This is a genomic window from Nostoc sp. LPT (assembly GCF_017115165.1).
In the GTDB taxonomy this organism is placed as follows: domain Bacteria; phylum Cyanobacteriota; class Cyanobacteriia; order Cyanobacteriales; family Nostocaceae; genus Nostoc.
The window spans coordinates 1-20,987 of the sequence record NZ_JABXKF010000173.1; the positions used below are offsets into that span (position 1 = coordinate 1).

A 20,987-nucleotide genomic window follows, 5' to 3' on the forward strand; every position below is an offset into this window, starting at 1 on the left:
GAAGGCAATATATTTTGGTAGCTTTATCTGTAGCCAGCTTTTAGAGAATTGGTATTAGTTACTCTGATGGGCGATCGCTTTGGGACAGTTAAGCAATAAAATGCCCTCCAAGAAGAAAATTAGGAGGGCTATATGCTAAACGAAATAATTGTCCTAACATATCTGATTACGGCTATAACAAAATTATTTGTAATTTTTAAGCTTGTATTTTTCGAGTAACTCTTTAATTTGAGCAGCCACCAGAGGATGTGGATCTTTTTGTAACTGGGGGAGGATTTGCAGGAGAACGCGATATGAAACCATATTTAAATATGCGATCGCAGCTTCCCTAACAAAGCCGGTGGGATGACGCAAACTCACTAATATTTCAGAACTTGTGAGTCGGATGCGAGTCACTTGAGCAAAATGAAAACAGCAAGCTAGACACCAGTCAGAAAGGAAGTTACCCAACATCAGCAATCTGTGGAGGCGATCGCTAACCACCATGTTCTCATATTCTACTATCTTGGCTTCTACAAGATGTTGCAATTTTTCTGGCTGTGGTCGGTTATCTAAAATATTCAGCAATAAAGACTTTGAAGACAAAGTTACGGTATGCTCTAAGATTTCCAACCCCCGCGCTAAGTTTACCACTGAGAGCGATCGCAGATTGAAGGATGCTGCCTGCATCTTTTCTGGCGAGTAAAGCAGTTTCAGTAATAGTAACAGCCGCTCTTTCACATCCAATTCTAATTCTAGAAGGGCGCGTTGCAGTAACTCAGAGACAATCACAATCCTCTGATTGGATTGATAATTTTCTTTTTGGTCTAATGTTTGGAAGTCAATATATGCGGCGTAAATTTCACCTAAAAACTTTAACTCCTGCTTAATTAAATTTTCTACCCGACTTTCATAAAACCGATCTACTAAACCTTTAATTCCTGGTTGTTTGTGTATTTTTAGTAAGCTGCGGAGAATATGATCTCTAGTAGTACCCCAGGATGTCTCCAACTTTTCCCATAAAGTCTCCAATGCTTGCTGGGTACCAACTTGAGCAATGGTACGCCAGGCATACATCCGCACTACTTCTGGTTTGTAAATATTGGTTGCCAACCGCAACAGCATTTCTAAAGCTTCATTTTCTAGTCGCACTAGCGCTGACATAGCTGTGCTGCGGGTTGATTTGTAATAAAGTGCTGCAATCAGTGCCGAATAGTACTCTTCTAAATGGGTGGCTGCAATCATTTCTAATACGGCACAGCGCACCCGTAACGATTCATCTTGTAATAAATTCGGGATATGAATCCGCAATGCCTGCAAATAAACTGCTTCTCTCAGGGCTCTAACTCCATTCATCCGTTCCCGTTCTTGCTTATGAGTCAGCATCCGGCGCATGGTTTGAGTAGCTGCTACCTTTTGCATCGGTGTTCCCTGGCGTAAGACTAAAGCGGCTGCGGTGGCGCGGATGAGTGAGTTTTGCCGGGGGTGTAAATATCCTTCTAAGAGGCTTAAGTTGGGATTTGGTTCAGCCAACCAAACGTAGCGCAGCGCTAAGGCAAAAACTTCGGGGTTAGTTTCTTGGGATTCTTCTAACAAAGGACGGATGGCGGCTAAATAAACCGGATTTACACCTCCCATCAGCATCACTTCCAAACTTTGGCGCTGCAAATCTGGGGTTAACTTCAATAGTAGCGGTGCTAAAACTTCCGCCGCTCCAAGGGAATCAATTTGGGCTAAAAGTTCAATACAAGAGCGTTTATCAGCCTCAGAGCCTTTTTCTGCTAAAGCTTTGACTACACCCTGTTTGAAAAATCGTAAGCCGACATTGGTTGCACTTAAGTGACCCCGCGCCACACTCAAGACTAACAGTTCCACATAGCGCGATCGCAATTCCCAAACTACTGTTAAACAAGTGCCAGTTATCAGCATTGTTTCTGCTACCAACACCCATTTTTGCATTGGTTCGGGTACAAACCGCCCACAAAACAATAGAGTTGCAAAAATTAGCGCTCCTGTCAAACCTGTAGCGATCGCTTCGGCAGTTCCACCAGATAAAGTCTGCATTCGGCTGCGAATTGCCTCTGGAATCGGTTGATACAGGATGGGACCGCTACTCATGACAAAGGTGTAGCGCAGAAGTTCATCGCAGAATTTGACAATTATCAAACCCCAGAAAAAGCTTTGCGATTGGATGGCTGGAATTAAATGCAGCAATACCAGCATTCCTGGGAGTGAAAAGCCGACGGTGATTGGTAAAAGCGTGGCAGTGAAAAATACCCCCATTCGTTCGATGAGTCGGCTGGAAAAAAACCACTGCAACAACAACTCACACAGTCCCAACATTCCACCAAAAAGACCCAAAAAGCTCGCAAGTTCTCGGTCGCCCAAATTGGATTGGAGTTCACGTAGATACTGAAAATCTATTAACAACCCAATAACTTGCAACAGACCCACAAAAGCAAACAACTGCCAAACGTACCGCTTCAGCGGACTTTTAATGAAACGCTCTCGTGAAGCTTGTTGTTCAGGAACTAGTCTTTGTGGGGTTTCAGGAAAAGCTGCTCGATAGTGATGAGTTAAATAGAATAGAATCCCCGATCCTAATAAAATCACCATACAGGCGATGAAGATGATCTTATTCAGTGTGGTGTATTGCAATAGCCAAGGCAAACTAAAGCCACTGATCACATCTGCTACTAAAAGACCACTACTCACCAGTGGGTAAGTCCGTTTAATCTCCCGAATATTAAATATTTGGTTGGCGACAATGGAAGTGTTGAGGTCATTGACCACATAAAGTGCATCTACCCATAGCCGTAGTAGAAATGCCGATATCACTGCCAGGTAGGAAAAATGCGATCCCCAACGTAATACAACTAATAAAACTAATGGCATCAACATACAAGGTGCGATCGCCACAATTACCCGACGTAAGGGAAAAATCTTTTGCAGCCAAGAGTATAAAAAAACCAGTCCAGCACTCATTGCTGCACTAGCAATATACATCCACGGCAGTAGATGAGTCCCATATTCATCCAAAAACAGCGCCACCGTACTGTCTTCTGCCCACCGCAATCCTACACATACAATTGTGTAAAAAAGAAACATTATCTGGGTGCGTTCGCTCTCCTCTGGTCGGAGATTCACCCACTGTAGTAGTCGTGGTAAAGCAACTTTATTTGCAGCCAACCAGTGATTTTTCAGTTCCATGCAGTTTTATTTTCTGGTAGTATCACCGCGCAATCGGGAGTGGGGGCAGGGGGCAGGGGAAGAAATATACCTCCTTGTCTCCCTTATCCCCCTTGTCCCTTCCATCCCCTGGAAATAGCAAAAGTCCTGAGCAACTGAGTATTATGTTTCCCACTCAGCGTTCAGGACTATCGATTTTAGATAAATTTAAACGCTTTCGTAGGAGTGCACAGCTAACTGTGCGCCCAAAGCGCATGTTGCATCCAAATGAAAGGTAAGCTTACCTCGCCCTAGAAGTGCGGAGCTTTAGCCTCAGATTTGAATCATCAAGAAGAGAGACATTTGTCCTTCTAGCTGACAACTCATCCCCGGACTTTCAGGAAGGCTTACAGACTTCCCCAAAGCAGCAATATTAAGAGCCGCATTTATATCAGCATCATGTTCAAATCCACAATGCCCACATTTAAAAACTTTTCCATTGCGATAGGATTTACCCTTGATTGGGTGAATGTGTCCGCATCGGGAACAAGTTTGACTAGTGTATGCAGGTGGGACGAATACCACAGACACGCCAGCGACATTGGCTTTATATCCAATAAACAAGCGCAGCTGATAAAACGCCCAATTGTTGCTTCTACGACGTTCAGCTTTACTTCTTGGTTTTTGATTCAACGACTCTCGAATGTTGGTCAAATCTTCAAAAGCCAAAGACGCGCCTACAAGCTTTGCATCTCGAACAAGTTGCTTAGAAATATTGTGATTCAGCCACTTTTGAAACCTTTGTTCTTTCCCAGAAAGCCTTCTCAACAGTCGCCTAGAACTACGAGTGCGTTTGGATTGAACATTAGCTCTGACCTTGCTATATCGCTCACGAGTGGCTTGAATCTTTTGCCCACTCCACGACTTACCCGTGGAAGCAGTCGCAATATCGCGCCTACCCAAATCAACTCCAATTACCTTGGGTGTTTTGCCCGTGGGGTTGGTAGGCAGGTCAACACAGATATTGATGTAGTAGTCGCCGTGTTTTGTTTTATTGAGGGTAGCAGCCGTTGGAGATTGCCCTTTCAGCAGCGCCAACTGGTAATTACCAATACTCAACTTGAACTTAACCCGACCACACATCAAGGTAACGCCAAGGGTTTGCAAATCCTCAATATATTGAAAAGTCCGAACATCCAGATTTATGGATGTTGGACGAAATTTATGGACTTGTTTAACTGTTTTGGCATTACCAATTACGCGACGAATTGCTTGACAAACATGGTTTGCCTTCAATCCCGTTGCTTCCCTCACTGGTTTATATACCTTGTGGTGAAGCTTGCTTGTATTCCAGCAATTCTCGCGTTTTGCAACCTCCAATATCTGGTTACAAGCGTCAGCAAAGCCCTGCAAAGTGCTGTCTATCTCACTCCGCAACTCGATAGGGACTTGAAGCTTGCATTTTACAGATATTGCCTGCATTTAAATGGTTTGATTACTCATCCCATTGTATCATATAAAGCCGTGCTAAAAGCACGGGGTTTCAGACCCAAGAGTTTCGATGAAGGATGAAAAAATCCCCTGGCTAGAAGTCAGGGGATTTTCAAACTTGGTCTATTAAACAGTTAGAGAATTATTTTTTAGGCGAGATGAGCATCATCATGTTTCGTCCTTCTTTTTTAGGCGCTTGTTGAAGCTCACCAAAAGGCTCCAAATCCGTTGCCATTCGCTTGAGCAAATCTTCTGCTAGGTCGCTGTGTTGAATTTCTCGACCCCGGAACATCACAGTCGCTTTGACTTTATCGCCATCTTTCAAAAAGCGCTCTGCTTGCTTAACACGCACGTTGTAGTCGTGTTCTTCTATTTTGTAGCGCATCTTAACTTCTTTGACATCAGCCGTATGCTGCTTTTTCCGGGCTTCTCGCGCCTTTTTTTCCTGTTCAAACTTGTATTTCCCGTAGTCCATAATCCGACAAACCGGCGGGTCAGCTTTATCGCTGATTAGCACTAAATCTAGCTCTTTTTCTTCTGCTAGTTGTAGTGCTTCCTGTGGGGGCATAATTCCCAGTTGGGCACCGTCAGTGTCGATTACCCGAATTTTCGGGAAGCGAATTCGTTCGTTAATTTGGGGCAGATCGCGAGTTCTTTTCTTCTCAATCACAGGCATTATGATTTGTAGGAGCTCTTAAATGAAGGATTTGGTGTAGTCTAAATTGGTATGCCTCAGAGGCAAAATACAGAAGTAACTCAGGACTGAAAACATAGTCTTCAGTTCTAGGGTAACTAATCTATAAAATAGTTGCCTCGTTGTATTTGTCATTTTACTCAGTCTGAGAGTATTTCTCTGCAATAGTTAATCTAAATTAGACAACCTAGACTCATATTAAATATTATTACAATTATTTAGCAAGATTTTTTGCGATGGCGTAACCGCCCACCGTAGGTGATCGCATTGAGTCACATCATCAGGACTAACCCTTGAGCGTTTTGTGAAAGAGAGTCCAGTATAGGCGGCGATGGTTCGTGGCGTTTAACTGTTCTGGTGTTAATCTTGGCATTTCGTCAAACTTGCCAAGTCTGGCGAAAATACCCGCTTGCGCAGGACAAATTCAGGAAGCAGATTTGCTTTTGTTGGGTGCAATGGGCACAGCTGCTATTAGCTATGCAGAAGGAGGATGTTTAGTTCAGATTTTGGGAGGATGGCAAGTTATTTGTTGGGCTTTAGTCATGGCATTTCCGATTTTGCTTATACCTGTAACATACACAGTGTTTCAGTACGGATTAGTTGCTTCACCAACTGCTTGGTTGGGTTTTAGTTATGTCAGTATTTTCAGTCAGTTCCTGGCTTTCTTTGCTTGGTATTACGGGATGAGTATCGGTGGTGTTGCAAGGGTCAGTCAGATATAGTTACTACAACCGTTTTTGACGATTATATTTTCTGGGCTATTACTAGGTGAACAAATTACGCCTTTGATGCTGGTAGTCTCTGGTATCTTAATTGCTAGCATAGCAGTGGGAAAACAGGCATTAATTGAACGCAAGATTTAACTAAGTTATCAAAACACAATTCAGGGGTCAGGAGTCAGAATACAAGATTTCCTAATTGCACTGAAACAAGAAGTTTTTCTCAACAGCCTCACGGCTTTATCAAATATTATTAGCAATTAAGAATTAAGATGCAATCGCTCTGGCGATCGCTATCCAAGTTACCATTAATAATTGTCCAGTTGGAAAATGTGCAGCCATCCCATCTTTGCAGCTACAGTACCAACCAAAGTACCGTATATACTGTGCTTTATATAGAATCCTTTGTGAGTCAGCTTTGTGAGACTTAACGGGAAAAGTCATGCATAATTTAGGTTTAATTATATGTATAGTCAATAGACTTGTTTGAAAACTTTACAGAGTAAGAATATGGCTCAAATACTATGCCCTTTACACAAAAGTTTGAGGAACATCCTTACTAGTTATATTACCTTAAGCTTATTGTTATCGATATCTACAACAGCCTTAGCTGACAGGAACAACAATAATTCTGACGACCCTCCACCGCAGACTAGAGGAAGTTCAGGTGGTTCTAGAGGATGTGAGACTCAAACAGAAGCATCCTTAAGTAGTATTCCACATATTATCTTACTTGCACCTACGCAAACTTACGGTCAAACTTTAGCAAATAGTCCAACATTTGCCTGGTTTGTGAAAGATAATAACTCCTGGCAAATGGAGTTTCGCCTTTATGAGTATGACGAAACTAATAAACAATCTATATTGGTAAAAGAGATTAAAGATGAAAATTTTAAAAGTTCCTCTGGAATCATGGTTTTATCTCTGTCTAATCTGGAATTGTTAGTTGGTCGAAAATATCTTTGGCAAGTCGAATTAGTCTGCGATGCTAATCGTCCTTCAGCTAATCCGTTTGCGATTGCTGCGATGAAAGTAGTTTCACCTCCGCCAGATTTGAAAAAGCAACTCTCCCAGAGTAATGATGTTTTAACGATGGCACATCTCTATAACCAAGCTGATTTGTGGTACAAAACTTTAGAAATCGCTTTCGAATCAAAGGATGAGCCTACTCTCAGAGAATTAAGGAAATCTCTCATAGAACGGGTAGCAAATGGAACAGAAACAGAATTGAGAGAACAAACTAAAGTCGCACTGATAAACAGTAAAATCCATCAATTGCAGCGCTAGTAGAAATAAATTGTTATGAAAGGGAACAGGGAGCCAAGTCGGGAAACCGCAAGGGCGCAATGGCTACCCCAACCTTGCATTTTACAAGAAGTACGAAATTTGAAAGTATGTAGAAATCAAAGCCAGTTACCAATGAGAATCAATGGTGCCCAATATCCGGGGTGACTTTCAAGTTGCTGCTGATGCATTTGCAACCAAGCTATTTGAGCCGCCTGTAAGGCTTTGGCTTTACTCATTCCACTATGCCAGTTTTGATAAAATTTCGCTATCAATTGTGCTGTTGCTGCATCATCAACTTTCCAAAGAGTTGCTATGGCACTTTGAGATCCGGCTTGGATGGCGATACCAGCCAAACCCAGAGTTTCGCGATCGCTACCTACTGCTGTTTCACAAGCTGTCAATGTTAGTAACTCAATCGGTTTATTTTGAGGGTAAATGCGATTAATAAGTTGATAAAGGTCGTTTAGTGTCAATTTTTCATTGTAAATCTTACTTGGAAGTGATTTTTGGCGATTTACTGCAACTTTTTTCCCAGTTACTAAGAACGTTTCTGTATCATCAATACCAAATTTACCGTGAGTCGCGAGGTGAATTATTGGGTAAGTATTTTTTTCTAATTCTTCTTGCAAGCGCTCAGGAGTAAAATCTCGATCCAGTAAGCCTTTGCTTTTGGGTAAACTTGTTGTAATTGCTTTCAACTCAGATTTAACTTGTGTCAGCGGTTCAAAATTTTTTAAGCCAGCATCTGTTTCGACGGTAGCTGGTTGTGTCAAGCCAAAAGCTAATACCTGTAATTTTTGTGGGTTTGACTGTTGAGGATTGGTTAAAGTCAATGCTGGAGCAAAGGCGATCGCATATTTTTCAATCACGAATTGCTTACCATCAAACAGTACAGCTATGGGAATACTCCGAAGAATTCCGTCTTGAATAAACACTAAAGTTTCAATTTTTTCTTTTTCTAAATCGCTGAGAAAAGGACGAATAAACCAGTTATATACTTGTTGCGCTCTGGCTTTATAAGTGTTTTCCAAGTCAGAGCGTTTTTCTAGTTTAGTCCGTAGATCGTTGATAACATCTCTAACTTCTTGACTTTTAACAGGCACCCAAAAAACTTTTGACTTAAATTTTTGCTCCCCGTCAGCTAAGGTAAGAATGATTGCAAGGCGCTCTTTCAAAATAATCGAACTCAATACAGCAGTGTTTTTCCCTACTAGTGGCACTGGTTTCTGAATAAGTGCTAAATCGCAATGATTCCCTAAATAGTTTTGTAGTTCTGCTAACCTTAACTCATCTATTATTGGAAGTACCGACTCTAAATTTTGTTGAATATCTGATTTTCGGACAAGATCATTAGTTTGCTCTAGGCGTAACTCCAGCAACTCGCGGTAAACTGGTTCTACTTTGTCTCGAAAGTCAAACTGTAAATCTCGCTGTTGCAGGATTAGCTCACTACGGATACTTTTGAGACTGTCAATAGATTTTTCATAAAAATTAATCGCTTCTTGCACTCGACCTGTGGCTCTAAATAAGCGTCCTGCCTGCCATGCCCACAAGTAAAGGTTCTCGTCAGCGACAGTGCCAATCAGGGCTTGTTGAGTTAAATTTATCGCTTGTTGATAATCTTGGCGACATTCGTAAATGTGTCCTAATCGACCTTTGGCAAAGGATTCTCCTTCCTGATACTGGATTTTTTGATTGATTGCTACAGCTTTGTTGAGTAGTTCAACAGATTTAGGTAACGATTCTGACTTCAAGCATTGAGTTGCTGGGTCAGTAGTAACCGACTCGTTCTTTTGGTTAACCAGTTGTAAAAGATTAGCAAGTTGAATCGCCGTATATGCTTTATCACGAGAGTCAGGCAATTGTTCCAACACGACTAGGGCTTGCTGTAGTGTATTGTTAACTATGGCTGGCTCGTGAGGATGTTGGCGATCGTAAAGCCTAATTAAGCCTACTAGCGATCGCAGTTCGTTTACTTTATCGTTCTGGCTTTGAGCTAGATGCAGGCTTTGCTCAAAATATTGTACAGCTTGGTTATCATAACCAACAGTGTATTGCTGGAATTTTTCGGCAGCTTTGTTGTCGCCTACCTCACTGGCAAATTCGGCATGACGCTGATTGCGCTTTGCAAGACTAGCGTAGGTATTAGCTAAACCATTCAGGTTAGACACCAGATAAGTTTGATTATTAATGCCTTTGGCGATTTCATCGCTGCGTTCAAAATCTTGAATAGCTTGCTCATACTTGCCTTGAAGACGATGAGCATTTCCCAGACTACCCCAAGCGGCTACTTCGCCTAGTTCATCTGACTGATGGCGGGCAATTTCTATAGCACTATCTTGACTACAAGTTGCATTGCTTTGATTTTCACCGCACAAAATGGTAATTGCGCGTCGCTGTTGTCCCAAGCTACTGTAGAGTTGAGCCTGTTCTGTCAGCATCCGTCCTACCTCGATCGGCTCGTTTGTCTGACGATAGTAGTCAATAACTTGCTTTAATTGAGCGATCGCTTCAGGTATTTGACTTACTTGTTGGTATGCTCTTGCCAAGTATGTCTGTATACTTATTTTAGCAGCATAATTACTGTTACCCTCTTCATTGGAGGAGAGAGCTTTTTGCCAAGACAGAATTGCTCCTTGAATATCGCCAGCTTGATATAGCTTAAGTCCTTGTTGTACTGGCTGTGTTAAAGCCGACGATTGAACTGTTGCTATCTCTGCGATTCCCTTATGCCCAATTGTTAGGGAAGGATGTCCTAACCACAAGCATAAGGTTAGTGTTGTAAAAAATAGAACTGCCCAAATGCGACGAACAGGGTAAAGTAAGCGTTGCATGATGGCACAAAGAAATAAGCTGTATGTCTCGTTTAATTTAGCGGACTGATGGTATTTTAACAAACATTCCCATACTGCTTTTTGTCCTCAGCTAAGTCAATCATCGGAGTTGGTAATCTTGAAATAGTTAACTGTAACGCTTGCATTTGAGGAAAATCACGCTTAATAATTTCGATAGCTTCTCTTTGACTCTCTTGATTTTTAACGATCAGTTGTGCAGTGCCATCGCCCTGAGAACCCACACCTTTTCCTCCGAAGATATAAGGCTCAAGAGGCTCGTGATGGAGAAGCAGATGCAGCTTTTTTGCAGTTAATTGCTCAGGACAAGCCGGAACTACGTGCTGATCAAATTCTGCTTGGGCTTTTGTCATTAAAGCTCCAAGAAGTTGGGCATCTCCTATTTGTATTGCTTCAACTGCTGCTTGGGTAATTTCAGAGCTAATAGAACCAAAATATTTTTGGACATTTTGCTCTATTGAATTAGTTGCGAAAGGATAACACTGATTCAATCTTTGTAGTATTTCTTGTGTGTTTTTGCTGCCGCCGAGATCGACAATCACAAAAAACAAATCTTCACTAACTTTCAGCTCTAACAGGTCGATTTTTTCACCATCAAATATCATCAATATTGGGCGATTTCCATAAGCACAAGCCTGATCCATACGACCGCAAAGACTAGGAGTGGTTCTTTCTCCCAGGTAAGCAAACTCCATTTCTGAACGAATTGTCATCTTCAAGTCATACAGACAATTAAAAGACCGAGCAATGAGAACGCAAAAAGCAGCACTCGAAGATAATCCCTTTTGGATGGGTAAGTCGGTTAGATAATTATTAACCTCAAGTCCGCCGACACCATAGTGAGTCAGAAATTGATAAGCTGTACCAGCAGCATAACTAAAAAAACCACCCTTTGCCGCTATGCATTTCAGGGTATTAGATTCCATAGGTAATCTCAACGGTTCATAATTCCTGCCATCATTGAGAGAAGTGCGAATAATTAATTCACTAGAATTAGGTTTGACCGAGGCATAAATTCCTTGATTAGTACCAACAATTAAGGTGTAGCCCTTTTCGAGCAGAGGATTAACACTGCGATATTCTCCTGCCCAATCGCTGTGTTCTCCGAACAAACAAAGACGGCCTGGAACAAAAATTCTCATTTTAACTTTCCTGTTCTTAATCGAGGTATATCTATCCTGATGAACTTGAATAAACAACATACCATTCATCACTCCAATAGCCCACATCAACAGAGCTTTCGGCAATCACTCGTGAGAATCGATTGGGGAGGCGATGACTACGCTCCGTTTAGCGATGTCTACGACGGGCTGCGCCTACGCTACTTTTTCCATCCCCAGATTTCCTACTCAGCACCCAATCACCAGCAGCCATGTCCTGTGTCCCGCCAAGGAAGAAGCTCAAATTCGCGGATGCCGTCTGTAATACGCTGGCTTGTGCTGACTTCTAATCTTTGTAATGCCAACTTCAAGATTATTCGTTTTTTGCGTAAAGCACGAAAATTGAGGTGAATAGTATTATATAACGGTATTTACTATGGATAAACTGGGGACAACATTAATTGTCCCCTATATAATTTACTTCTATCAAAAACTGCTCTGGATTAACTCCAGGGCAGTTTTATATTGCACGGTAGAAGCCAGATTTACAACTGCACGCAATGGTGAATCATCTAACACTAGCCAGTAGCAATCGAAATTTTGGTACAGCCTATAGCCCATTATGTACTCGCTTCTAGGGAAATATTGCGCTACATACCGTAAAACTACAGGCTCAAGATGTATCCAACATCAACCCTTGCTTTCACAAGCCCGATCATGCTCAAGGACTTTTCCACTTCAAACAAGAAAGGTCGTTCTTTTGCAATCATTCACGCAGTTCTACAGCATACCCCTGCCGTGAGATGATTCCGTTGTGTAATCGAGAACGGTAAGTAATTAACGCCGACGCTTCACAAGCATGATGTGGGCGATCGCACTCACATCTAAAAGCCATCCTCCTGATGCTTCAGATACGCTAACTTTCAAGGAATTGATGGGTTTAGAAAGATTTTCCAAAACATTCTCAACTTTCCGGTTAAAGCGATCGCAATTAAGGAAAAACTTTTTGGTTTACTGTTTTTTAGTTAATGTGTCAGTTTAATTATTGTCCACTCAGTAAATACAACAAGCTTTAGGCTAAAATTACGTTTTAGTGTGTTGTGTAATTATCCAAATATCCTTATTTTAGATAATATTGCTATTGTCTAAAATCAAAAATACGAGGATTAGCGAGCGCACTGAAATTTGGTTATTCACCGATCATAAGATTTTTAGAGGGTACTACCATGCAAAACATGCTAAAACGCGCATTCCTACCTGGCTTGATGGCTGCTACTTTAGCTGGTACTAGCTTAATCCCGGTTCAACCTGCTTCTGCTGATGACCGAGTTATTAATAATGCAGCCATTGGAGCCGGGGCAGGTGTATTAAGTGGGGTTGTAACAAATTGTGGTTCGGTATTAGACAATGCTTTTAAAGGTGCTGCTGCTGGTGCTGCTGTTAATGCTGCCAATGGTGCAAGAAGCATCAGAGCCAGAAGAAGAAACGGACGTTTACCTGTTCAAGATGTCGGTGTAGGTGCTGGTGCTGGTGTATTGGCAGGTGCAATTTCTGGTGGTTGTAGAACTACCTGGAAAAATGGTGTCAATGGTGCTGCTGCTGGTGCTGCGGTTCATTTATTAGATAAAAGACCCAGAAGAAGATAATCTTTGACATACTCACCGGGCTGAAGCCTCGGTGATTCTTGACACTTCATTGAGATGTGCTGGAGAACCAGTCTTACCTTCTCTCTGCGTCTATTTAGAGTCGTGGCAATGCCCTATCCCGACTTTATTTATATTTTTTGCGGCGTTTTCATCTCGGTCGTGTTCAGTTTTGCAATTCAAGCACTGGACTGACCGGATTTTCAAATCAAGCTTACCCCACTTGTATCCACACTCAGATCAAATTTGACTTGTTGCCTCCCATCTACTAATGACGTGGAAAACTCTACTAAACTTCTGCGATTTAGCCTCACATAAAGTCCTAAATTCTCTCCATCCTTGAAGACTAATTACTCTAGCAAGCTTGCGATTTTTAACCAGACCCGACACATTCAAATCTTCCAAAACAATAGCTTGGTTTTCGCTAACAATCTTGGTAGATAACTTGTGCAAAAAATCTTTACGGGTATCTGTAATTTGATTATGCAGCTTTGCGATTTTAATTCGAGTTTTGTTTCTGCGGTTCGAACCTTTAGGTTGACGTGCCAGTTTCTTTTGAAGCTTGCGAATCTTTCTATCAAGTTTTAAATAATCTGGACTTTCCGCTTTCTCTCCATTGCTCATCACGGCAAAAGTCTTGATTCCCAAATCAACACCGATACTTATGTGTAAGAAATCGATTTTAACGGGTTCAACTTCTACTACAAAACTTAGGAAATAGCGGTTAGCGCAATCCTTAATTACTGTAACGGAGCTAGGCGCAGACGTTAATTTTCTAGACCAAATCGGGTTAACGTTCTGGGGGATAATCAGCTAGTCGGCACGCTCCCCGTAATACCCTTGGAACCCAATCAGCTAAACCTATTTCCAGACGTCAAACCCACGCCAGCACTATTAGCAGAGACATTGGTGATGAGTGCTGATGCCCTGCTGAAGTGGAAATCTCAGATTTTGGACTATCAGCAACGGGTGAGGGAAACCAAGCCAGTGCAGCAGGCGACGTTATTCGACATTGCACTCAACCACTGCGACTCAGACGCAATAGACATCTCCAGAAATTAGGTATCACCCCAAACTGCACAAGGGTTGTAGATTCATTTTTGGAGATGTCTAATGGCATTTTCCTGGTTCCCATGCTCTGCATGAAAATGAGCAAAGCTTCATCAAGCTAGGTTTTTAAGACTTGTGTGTACACCGTTCCTTGTTCCCATCCGCCTGGGAATGCATTCATTGAGTCAGAGACTCAATAGACTTGTTCAAAAATCTATAAAATCGTTGCCACCAGCTACTTGGTATCGGCCAAGTCAACTCGCAGACAGTACCTTGTGGAGAGTGAGGAAATCGTTGAAACTTGCCTCTCAATTGTCGGGCTAAATCTTGAGCTTGGTCTGTTCCTTGCCCGCCACCTTGAGACTTTTTAGATTTATTTGTAAATCCATTATCAATTATTTGTAGGCAATACTCCTTCGACGATCGCGTACAAATAACATCAAGGCGGGTAGCTCCTTGGGAATGTTTGCCAACATTACATAAAGCTTCTTGCAAAAAAAGGTACAACCCTCGCTTTTGATTTGCATTAAAGTTGTACTCTTCTAATGGTTCAAAATTGGGAGCAATAAAACTTTGGATTGTTGTAAATCCTTGAAAGTTTCTTCTTAAAGTAATGTCGTAGACATAATAAAGCATCTCAGCAATTGGAGTTTGCAAATCGATAATTTCACTTCCCTCTAAATAAAGACTATTACTGCGACTAAGCATTTCTTGACTGAGATAATCAGGAATAGTCCGTAACTCTCGATTTAGTTGTTCAAGTTGCGATCGCAATTTTTCCGGCTCTATCTCTTCCTCACCAAGACTTCTCAATATCACAGCCAGGGATTGCAGAGGCCCATTATGGATTGCTTCAAAAGAGCGCTTAAGAGTTAAACTGCGCTGTTCGAGTAGCGCTCTTAAATCTCGGTCAAAAAAAAATGTCGTCAGTCCTGCACTGGTAAAAGCTAACAAGGTTGGTACTAAAGGAATCCACCAACCGAGAATCAGTCCCACATAACAAATTCCGACGATTTCGATACTAGTTATACCAAGGCTCAACAATGTTTTTGCTGGAGATTGCAGGATTAAACCCAGAATGATGCCGACTAAACCCCAAGTTAAAATCCATAAATACTCCCAAATTTCTGACCATACATTTAACAGTGGTCGTCCGTCTAAAACATGACTAATAATTTCACACGTAGCATGAGCATGAACTTCTACACCATAAATCCATTGGTATTGATCGGAAGACTCGTCAACTCCTAAACCCGTGGTATAGAGTGTATTTTTAACTGCCGAGATGGTAAATCTATCTTTAACACTGGCGGCAGTCATGCCAATAATCACGATGCGATCGCGAATCCAATTAGGATCAATTTTATGATTAAGGATATCCCTTAGAGATATGGTGCGAAAAGGTTGGGGATGAGAGCGAAAGTTTAATAGCATTTGAAAGCCATTGGCATCAGTTCCCACATATCCGCCAGAATTGGGGAGAAACCGGACTAGCCGACTTGAACCAAACTTGATGGGGTCTTTAGAGCGAATCCCATGAGCAAACTCTATTCCTTGCTCGTGCAAATAAAATTGTGCTAAATGCAGAGATAGGGAGTATTTCAGTTCTCCGGTATAAGTTTTACTTGCGATTAAGCTACGTCGCAGCTTTCCATCTGGGTCTACTATTGTATCTGCAAAGCCGACTCGTTCAGGAGGTAACTCAGGTGGTGGTTTAACATTAAAAGATTGCTTTTGATTTAATGCTACTTCAACTCCGATCAGATTTGAATTCTCTCTCCAGACAGATGCAAGCTCTGCATCAGCTGAATTACTTTTATCTCTAAAAAGGTCGAGACCGATGACTCTGGGTTTGTAGCTATTTAAGATGCTCAACATTTGGGCAATTTCTTTATCTGGTATGGGAAACTTGCCTACATAGTTGATATCGTCTTCATCAATACCCACAATTACCACCCGCGAATCGATGGCTTCATTAGGTCGCAGCCGTAACAATTGATCGAAAGCAAGCCACTCTTGCGATTGCAATAATCCTGTTGAGCGAACAAGTATAATTAATCCTATAACTGAAAGTCCTGGCAGCACTACTTCTTGCCAAAGTTTCAGTTCTTGCTGAAATTTTTTCCATAAATTGCTTTTAGTCGAGAGTGCGAATTTCATCAGTTGATTAATCCGATTTTTCTAGCTGCGATTTCAATTTGAATTCTCAATTCTTTACCAGGTTCGTCATAGATACCCAAAGAATCTTGCAGTCTAATCCAGTAGTTTCGTACAGTGCGATCGCTCAACTTCATTTTTTGGGCGATCGCTTTATCTGTTAAACCTTCTTCATATTTCAGCGTCAGTACTTCAATCCATTTTCGGTCAAATTCGCGGCGCGATCGCAGTTCTAAAGATAAATAAATAGAGCCGCGCAAGGCCAAGTCAACGAACTTTAACATTTCACGGAGTGGCAAAGATTTATCCATAGCGGCAAAGCCACCTTCATAAGCATTAATTATCGGTTTGAGACGTACCAACGGTTTGACATTGGTACTCAGCACCACTAAATTTGGGGCGAGAGGGCTTGACATTAAAGTTTTGAGCAGTTGCATACCAACTTCAATCTGAGCTAGAGCTTGAGGCTTTTGTGGCAGACATAAATCAACAATTAGCAAGTCTGGGTGGTGGCGTTCAAATTGCTGATACGCAGTTTGGGCATCCTGAGCTGCGATGACTTCTGCTTCTGGATATTTCTCTTTTAGTGCTGGAATTGTACCTTCAAGAATTGCCTCATGGTCATCAACAACTAAAAATTTTTGCAAAGTTTGCTTTGACTCTCGGCTCATAACTGGTTTACTTTTTAATATTATTTATTTAACCTACCAAAACTATTAGGAGGTCTAACTTTTTATTGCTATAAGTTTTTAACTTGCAATTTAAGTAAAACTTATTATCAAGACTAGGATACAAATAATTAACTGACTGCGTGTTGCAGTTTGAGGAATTTAGTTTTCCAACATTGGAAAATTAGCACTTTAGTTAAGAAATATAACAACTTATTAAACTTGATAACGTAGTATAACTACTGGTTGTGAGGAGTTGAGAAGTCTTGTGAAAGCTAAATTAAGGTGTTATCAAAGCTGGGAATCGCTGCTATATGCAAGTGAAGCGATAAGTATAATGGGATACTGTGCGATGGGGTACGCCCCGGCTTTGGCGATCGCAACTTTTGTAATCACTAGCCCCGTCCATGCCCAAATTATTCCTGATAATACACTTTTAGTCAATTCCAGCGTCGCGCCAGGATGCACAGCTTGCACGATTGAAGGGGGAACGGTTCGGGGTAACAACCTGTTCCACAGTTTTAGTGAGTTTTCTGTACCGACAGGTGGGGAAGCGTTTTTTAATAATGATGCCGCATCGATTCAGAACATCTTGACTCGCGTTACAGGTAACTCAGTCTCAAATATTGATGGGTTGATTCGGGCAAATGGCACTGCAAATTTATTTTTAATCAATCCGAATGGAATTGTCTTTTATTCCAATGCCTCCCTCAATATTGGCGGTTCGTTTATTGCAAGTACAGCTAATAGTCTTAATTTTAGTGATGGTATTAAGTTCAGTGCTGTAAATTCTCAAACTCCACCTTTGCTGACTATCACTGTACCCATTGGCTTACAATATGCCAGCAATCCTGGGAGCGTGGAGGTACAAGGAGCTAGTCTACAGGTGAATTCCGGTCAGACTTTAGCACTTGCAGGCGGCAATGTCAGTATGAATGGTGGGCAACTGCTCGCTTTGGGGGGACGTGTAGAGTTGGCAGGTGTGGCAGGGGAGGGCAGCATCAATCTGGTTGTTAATGGTTCGTCTCTAGGTTTGAATTTTCCCAACTCGGTGTTGCGAACAGATGTATCCATCACAGGGGACGCTGAAGTGAATGTCCGTGCTGGGGGTGGTGGTAATATTGGCATCAATGCAAGGAACTTGAAGATGGCAGGAGGAAGTAACCTGCTGGCGGGGATAAATTCAGGGTTGGGTTCTGTTGGCTCTCAAGCGGGGAATATTGAAGTTAATGCACAAGGAGCAATAAACCTCCAAGATCGCAGCATTATTTCTAATCAGGTACTAAGCAATGCCGTGGGCAATGGGGGTGACATCAACATCACAACGGGCTTGCTTGGGGTAACTAATGGTTCTGGAGTCACAGCTAGCACCTTTGGGCAGGGAAATGCAGGCAATGTGGCGATCGCTGCCCGCGATACGATTTCCTTTAAGATGAGTTATGTGTTCAGCAACGTCACATCTAAAGGCATCGGCAACGGTGGTGATATCAATATCACAACGGGTTCGCTTTTTTTGACGAATGGCGCTGAACTGGTTGCTGCTACCTTTGGGCAGGGGAATGCAGGTAGTGTGAATATTACTGCCCGCGATACGATTTCCTTTGATGGAGTGGATAGCAATAAAATTGCCAGTGGAGCATTCAGCAATGTGGCACCAGGCGGCGTCGGAACCAGTGACAACATCAACATCATAACTGGCTCGCTTTTTTTGACGAATGGCGCTCAACTGGTTGCTTCTACCTTTGGAAAGGGAGATGCAGGTAGTGTGAATATTACTGCCCGGGATACCGTTTCCTTTGATGGGATAGGTAGCAATGGATTCCCCAGTGGAGCATTCAGCAATGTGGCACTAGGCGGCGTCGGAACCAGTGACAACATCAACATCATAACTGGCTCGCTTTTTTTGACGAATGGCGCTCGACTGGTTGCTTCTACCTTTGGAAAGGGAGATTCAGGCAGTGTGAATATTACTGCCCGGGATACCGTTTTCGTTGATGGGATAGGTAGCAATGGATTCCCTAGTGGGGTATTCAACTCGGTGACTCCACCAGGCATGGGCAACAGTCGCGACATTAACATCAAAACTAGTCTGCTTTCTGTCACTAATGGCGCTATACTGCGGGCAAGCAATAGGAGGAATGGTGCAGCAGGTAACATAAGAGTCGATGCTGACTCTATCTATCTTGACAACAAAGCAACAATCAGTGCTGACACAAATGGAGGACAGGGAAATATTAATTTGTTCGCACGCGATTTTTTACTCCTACGCCGAGGTAGCAACATCACTACCAATGCTACTGGTACTGCCACTGGAGGCAATATTACGATTGATACTAATAACCTAGTCGCCGTTCCAACAGAAAATAGCGATATCAACGCCAATGCTGAAGAAAGCTTTGGTGGTCGAGTAATTGTCAATGCTTCTAGCATCTTTGGCACACAGTTTCGTCTACAACCCACGCCAATAAGTGACATTACAGCTAATTCTGCTCGTGGTTTTGAGTTTAATGGCGTAGTGCAACTCAACATTTCTGATGTTAACCCTAGTCAAAGCTTAACTGCTCTGCCCACAAATATCATCGATACTTCACAGTTGATTGCCAATAGTTGCATTGCACGAAGTAAACGACCAGAAGGGAAATTTGTCATCACAGGAAACGGAGGTTTGCCAGTGATGCCAGATGACCCCTCAATTGCACCCTATCAGACTTATCAGATTCCAACTGTCCAGAGTGCAAGTATCTCAACCCCACAAGAAAACCTTACTACTAGCAACAAACCTTACTATTCTGTTAAATCTGCACCACTGATTGAAGCTCAGGGATGGATGTATGGTTCTAATGGTGAGGTGATTCTCACTGCCTCTGCACCTTCTATTGCTCCTCACAGTTCTTGGTTACAATTATCTACCTGTTCTGGTTCCTAATACCGTTTCGTGTACACACAAGTCTTTTAAAGTTGCTGCGTAATGTAGTAGTCTGTCAATAAATAATAGATGGATAGATTCCCTGTAGAAACGGCGATTTATCATCGCGTCTCTCTAACCGTCAAAATGAATTTGACAGACCAGTAGAGCGGTTAATTTTTGCAGGTCAATGCAATTGAGTTGTAGGTCAATGCAATTGAGTTGTAGGTCAATGCAATTGAGTTGTAGGTCAATGCAATTGAGTTGTAGGTCAATGCAATTGAGTTGTAGGTCAATGCAATTGAGTTGTAGGTCAATGCAATTGAGTTGTAGGTCAATGTAATTGAGTTGTAGGTCAATGCAATTGATATTATGTCCGGTTAAATACTTGTCATTACAATGTTGGGTTTCGTTCCTCAACCCAACCTACATTGGAGTTATTTTTTAAGTTTAACCGAACAGTATTGAGAGTCATTGTAATTGTTTCTCTACGAGATGCCCAAGGGACGTTCCACTCGGTTCCACTCGCAATGACATATCGTAAGTGATTAAGCGAACTTGATATCAATTAGCAACGCCAGAAGTTTTAGTTATCTTCTTCAATTAACTTTCCAAAATTGGAAAGTCAATTTCCTAACTTGACGATGTGCGTCTAATCAAATTTATCTATTGTAAAAGAGTGAAGTGAAGGCGAACAGCTAAAACGCCTTTGCCGCACAGATTTAACTTACTAACCTCCCTCAATTAACTAAGGAGAAAAACAATGTCTCACATCAACAACCAAACCCAAGACCTTTACAGCATCCAATTAGTGCAAGACCTTGACCACGAAGCCGCTGCTACTGTTAGTGGTGGTGCCCTATTCCTTTCTGACTATCCTTTTAATACAGGAGATCAGCTAAAGATATCAGGCAAATATGACAGTTTTGGTAGCTTTAACAATAAAGCATCTTGGTACGAGGTAACGGGTGACAAAGATTGGTATGTTTACGCTAATGAGTATCGCAAAGGTAAACCATACGTTCTAAAAGCAGGCACAAAAGGTAACTTCAAAGATTACGCTAACAACAACTGGGAGTCTGCAGAACCCAAACCTGAGTACTACCCCTACTAAAATCCTGAAAAACTTAAAACAGAAAAGAATGCTCTCACATAAGCTTTTAGCTGAGTAACACTCTTTTCTTGTAGTTCGTAGGGGCGAGGTCGTTTTCGCTCCTACTTTTTCATTTAAATGAACATAGCACAAATAAACTAGCAAGATTTGAGCGTAAGAG

At 41.9% G+C, this 20,987-nt stretch carries 17 protein-coding genes and 1 pseudogene; 8 read left to right on the forward strand and 10 right to left on the reverse strand.

Going from position 1 to position 20,987, the window contains the following annotated elements:
* Positions 1-183: 183 nt before the first annotated feature.
* The 3 genes from HWQ58_RS33210 to infC all read right to left on the reverse strand — a co-directional run bounded on the left by HWQ58_RS33210 (position 184) and on the right by infC (position 5,314).
* On the reverse strand, positions 184-3,189 hold the full coding sequence (locus tag HWQ58_RS33210; RefSeq protein WP_292872318.1) for an MFS transporter: 3,006 nt from the start codon (positions 3,187-3,189) through the stop codon (positions 184-186).
* Between the two features lie 291 nt (positions 3,190-3,480).
* Positions 3,481-4,629: a transposase gene (locus tag HWQ58_RS33215; RefSeq protein WP_292872320.1), complete on the reverse strand. Its 1,149-nt coding sequence runs from the start codon at positions 4,627-4,629 to the stop codon at positions 3,481-3,483.
* 151 nt (positions 4,630-4,780) lie between these two features.
* Positions 4,781-5,314, reverse strand: coding sequence for a translation initiation factor IF-3 (gene infC, locus HWQ58_RS33220; RefSeq protein ID WP_012412604.1), 534 nt, complete (start codon positions 5,312-5,314; stop codon positions 4,781-4,783).
* 356 nt (positions 5,315-5,670) lie between these two features.
* Here infC and HWQ58_RS33225 point away from each other — a divergent pair, with 356 nt between their 5' ends.
* Together HWQ58_RS33225 and HWQ58_RS33230 are read left to right on the forward strand one after the other, a co-directional pair.
* Entirely contained in the window at positions 5,671-6,054 is a 384-nt protein-coding gene (locus HWQ58_RS33225) for an EamA family transporter (protein ID WP_292872322.1), read from the forward strand.
* A gap of 15 nt (positions 6,055-6,069) precedes the next feature.
* Positions 6,070-6,195, forward strand: a complete 126-nt coding sequence (locus HWQ58_RS33230; RefSeq protein WP_292872324.1) for a hypothetical protein — start codon at positions 6,070-6,072, stop codon at positions 6,193-6,195.
* A 123-nt stretch (positions 6,196-6,318) separates the two neighbouring features.
* Here the strand turns inward: HWQ58_RS33230 and HWQ58_RS33235 are convergent, their stop codons facing one another.
* Positions 6,319-6,495, reverse strand: a complete 177-nt coding sequence (locus tag HWQ58_RS33235) for a hypothetical protein (RefSeq protein ID WP_292872326.1) — start codon at positions 6,493-6,495, stop codon at positions 6,319-6,321.
* Positions 6,496-6,561: 66 nt separating this feature from the next.
* On the opposite strand from HWQ58_RS33235, the gene HWQ58_RS33240 reads away from it, so the two are divergent.
* Positions 6,562-7,338: a DUF928 domain-containing protein gene (locus tag HWQ58_RS33240; protein ID WP_292872328.1), complete on the forward strand. Its 777-nt coding sequence runs from the start codon at positions 6,562-6,564 to the stop codon at positions 7,336-7,338.
* 116 nt (positions 7,339-7,454) lie between these two features.
* Here HWQ58_RS33240 and HWQ58_RS33245 read toward each other — a convergent pair whose 3' ends face one another.
* Both HWQ58_RS33245 and HWQ58_RS33250 read right to left on the reverse strand, forming a co-directional pair.
* Entirely contained in the window at positions 7,455-10,172 is a 2,718-nt protein-coding gene (locus HWQ58_RS33245) for a CHAT domain-containing protein (protein ID WP_292872330.1), read from the reverse strand.
* A 56-nt stretch (positions 10,173-10,228) separates the two neighbouring features.
* On the reverse strand, positions 10,229-11,332 hold the full coding sequence (locus HWQ58_RS33250; RefSeq protein ID WP_292872332.1) for a GHMP kinase: 1,104 nt from the start codon (positions 11,330-11,332) through the stop codon (positions 10,229-10,231).
* 39 nt (positions 11,333-11,371) lie between these two features.
* Between HWQ58_RS33250 and HWQ58_RS33255 the strand changes: the two genes are divergently transcribed.
* Both HWQ58_RS33255 and HWQ58_RS33260 read left to right on the forward strand, forming a co-directional pair.
* Positions 11,372-11,701, forward strand: a complete 330-nt coding sequence (locus HWQ58_RS33255; RefSeq protein WP_292872334.1) for a hypothetical protein — start codon at positions 11,372-11,374, stop codon at positions 11,699-11,701.
* Positions 11,702-12,516: 815 nt separating this feature from the next.
* Entirely contained in the window at positions 12,517-12,936 is a 420-nt protein-coding gene (locus HWQ58_RS33260; RefSeq protein ID WP_292872336.1) for a hypothetical protein, read from the forward strand.
* Positions 12,937-13,026: 90 nt separating this feature from the next.
* On the opposite strand, the pseudogene HWQ58_RS33265 reads toward HWQ58_RS33260, so the two are convergent.
* Positions 13,027-13,161: pseudogene (locus HWQ58_RS33265) on the reverse strand (zinc ribbon domain-containing protein); the annotation flags it as partial.
* Between the two features lie 12 nt (positions 13,162-13,173).
* Positions 13,174-13,746 carry a transposase gene (locus HWQ58_RS33270; RefSeq protein ID WP_366839083.1) on the reverse strand — a complete coding sequence of 191 codons (573 nt, stop codon included), beginning with the start codon at positions 13,744-13,746 and terminating at the stop codon, positions 13,174-13,176.
* A gap of 27 nt (positions 13,747-13,773) precedes the next feature.
* Here HWQ58_RS33270 and HWQ58_RS33275 point away from each other — a divergent pair, with 27 nt between their 5' ends.
* The gene (locus tag HWQ58_RS33275) at positions 13,774-13,995 is read left to right on the forward strand and encodes a hypothetical protein (protein ID WP_292872338.1); all 222 of its coding nucleotides are present in this window, start codon (positions 13,774-13,776) and stop codon (positions 13,993-13,995) included.
* A 165-nt stretch (positions 13,996-14,160) separates the two neighbouring features.
* Here the strand turns inward: HWQ58_RS33275 and HWQ58_RS33280 are convergent, their stop codons facing one another.
* Both HWQ58_RS33280 and HWQ58_RS33285 read right to left on the reverse strand, forming a co-directional pair.
* Positions 14,161-16,143, reverse strand: coding sequence for a CHASE2 domain-containing protein (locus HWQ58_RS33280; protein ID WP_292872340.1), 1,983 nt, complete (start codon positions 16,141-16,143; stop codon positions 14,161-14,163).
* A complete protein-coding gene (locus tag HWQ58_RS33285) occupies positions 16,143-16,811 on the reverse strand; it encodes a response regulator transcription factor (protein ID WP_292872342.1) in 669 nt (222 codons plus the stop codon). The genes HWQ58_RS33280 and HWQ58_RS33285 overlap by 1 nt, the downstream gene beginning before the upstream one ends.
* Before the next feature lie 349 nt (positions 16,812-17,160).
* On the opposite strand from HWQ58_RS33285, the gene HWQ58_RS33290 reads away from it, so the two are divergent.
* Both HWQ58_RS33290 and HWQ58_RS33295 read left to right on the forward strand, forming a co-directional pair.
* The gene (locus HWQ58_RS33290; RefSeq protein WP_292872344.1) at positions 17,161-19,734 is read left to right on the forward strand and encodes a filamentous hemagglutinin N-terminal domain-containing protein; all 2,574 of its coding nucleotides are present in this window, start codon (positions 17,161-17,163) and stop codon (positions 19,732-19,734) included.
* Positions 19,735-20,476: 742 nt separating this feature from the next.
* Positions 20,477-20,827 (forward strand): hypothetical protein, encoded by a 351-nt coding sequence (locus HWQ58_RS33295; protein ID WP_292872346.1) that lies wholly within the window; start codon positions 20,477-20,479, stop codon positions 20,825-20,827.
* Positions 20,828-20,987 lie beyond the last annotated feature (160 nt).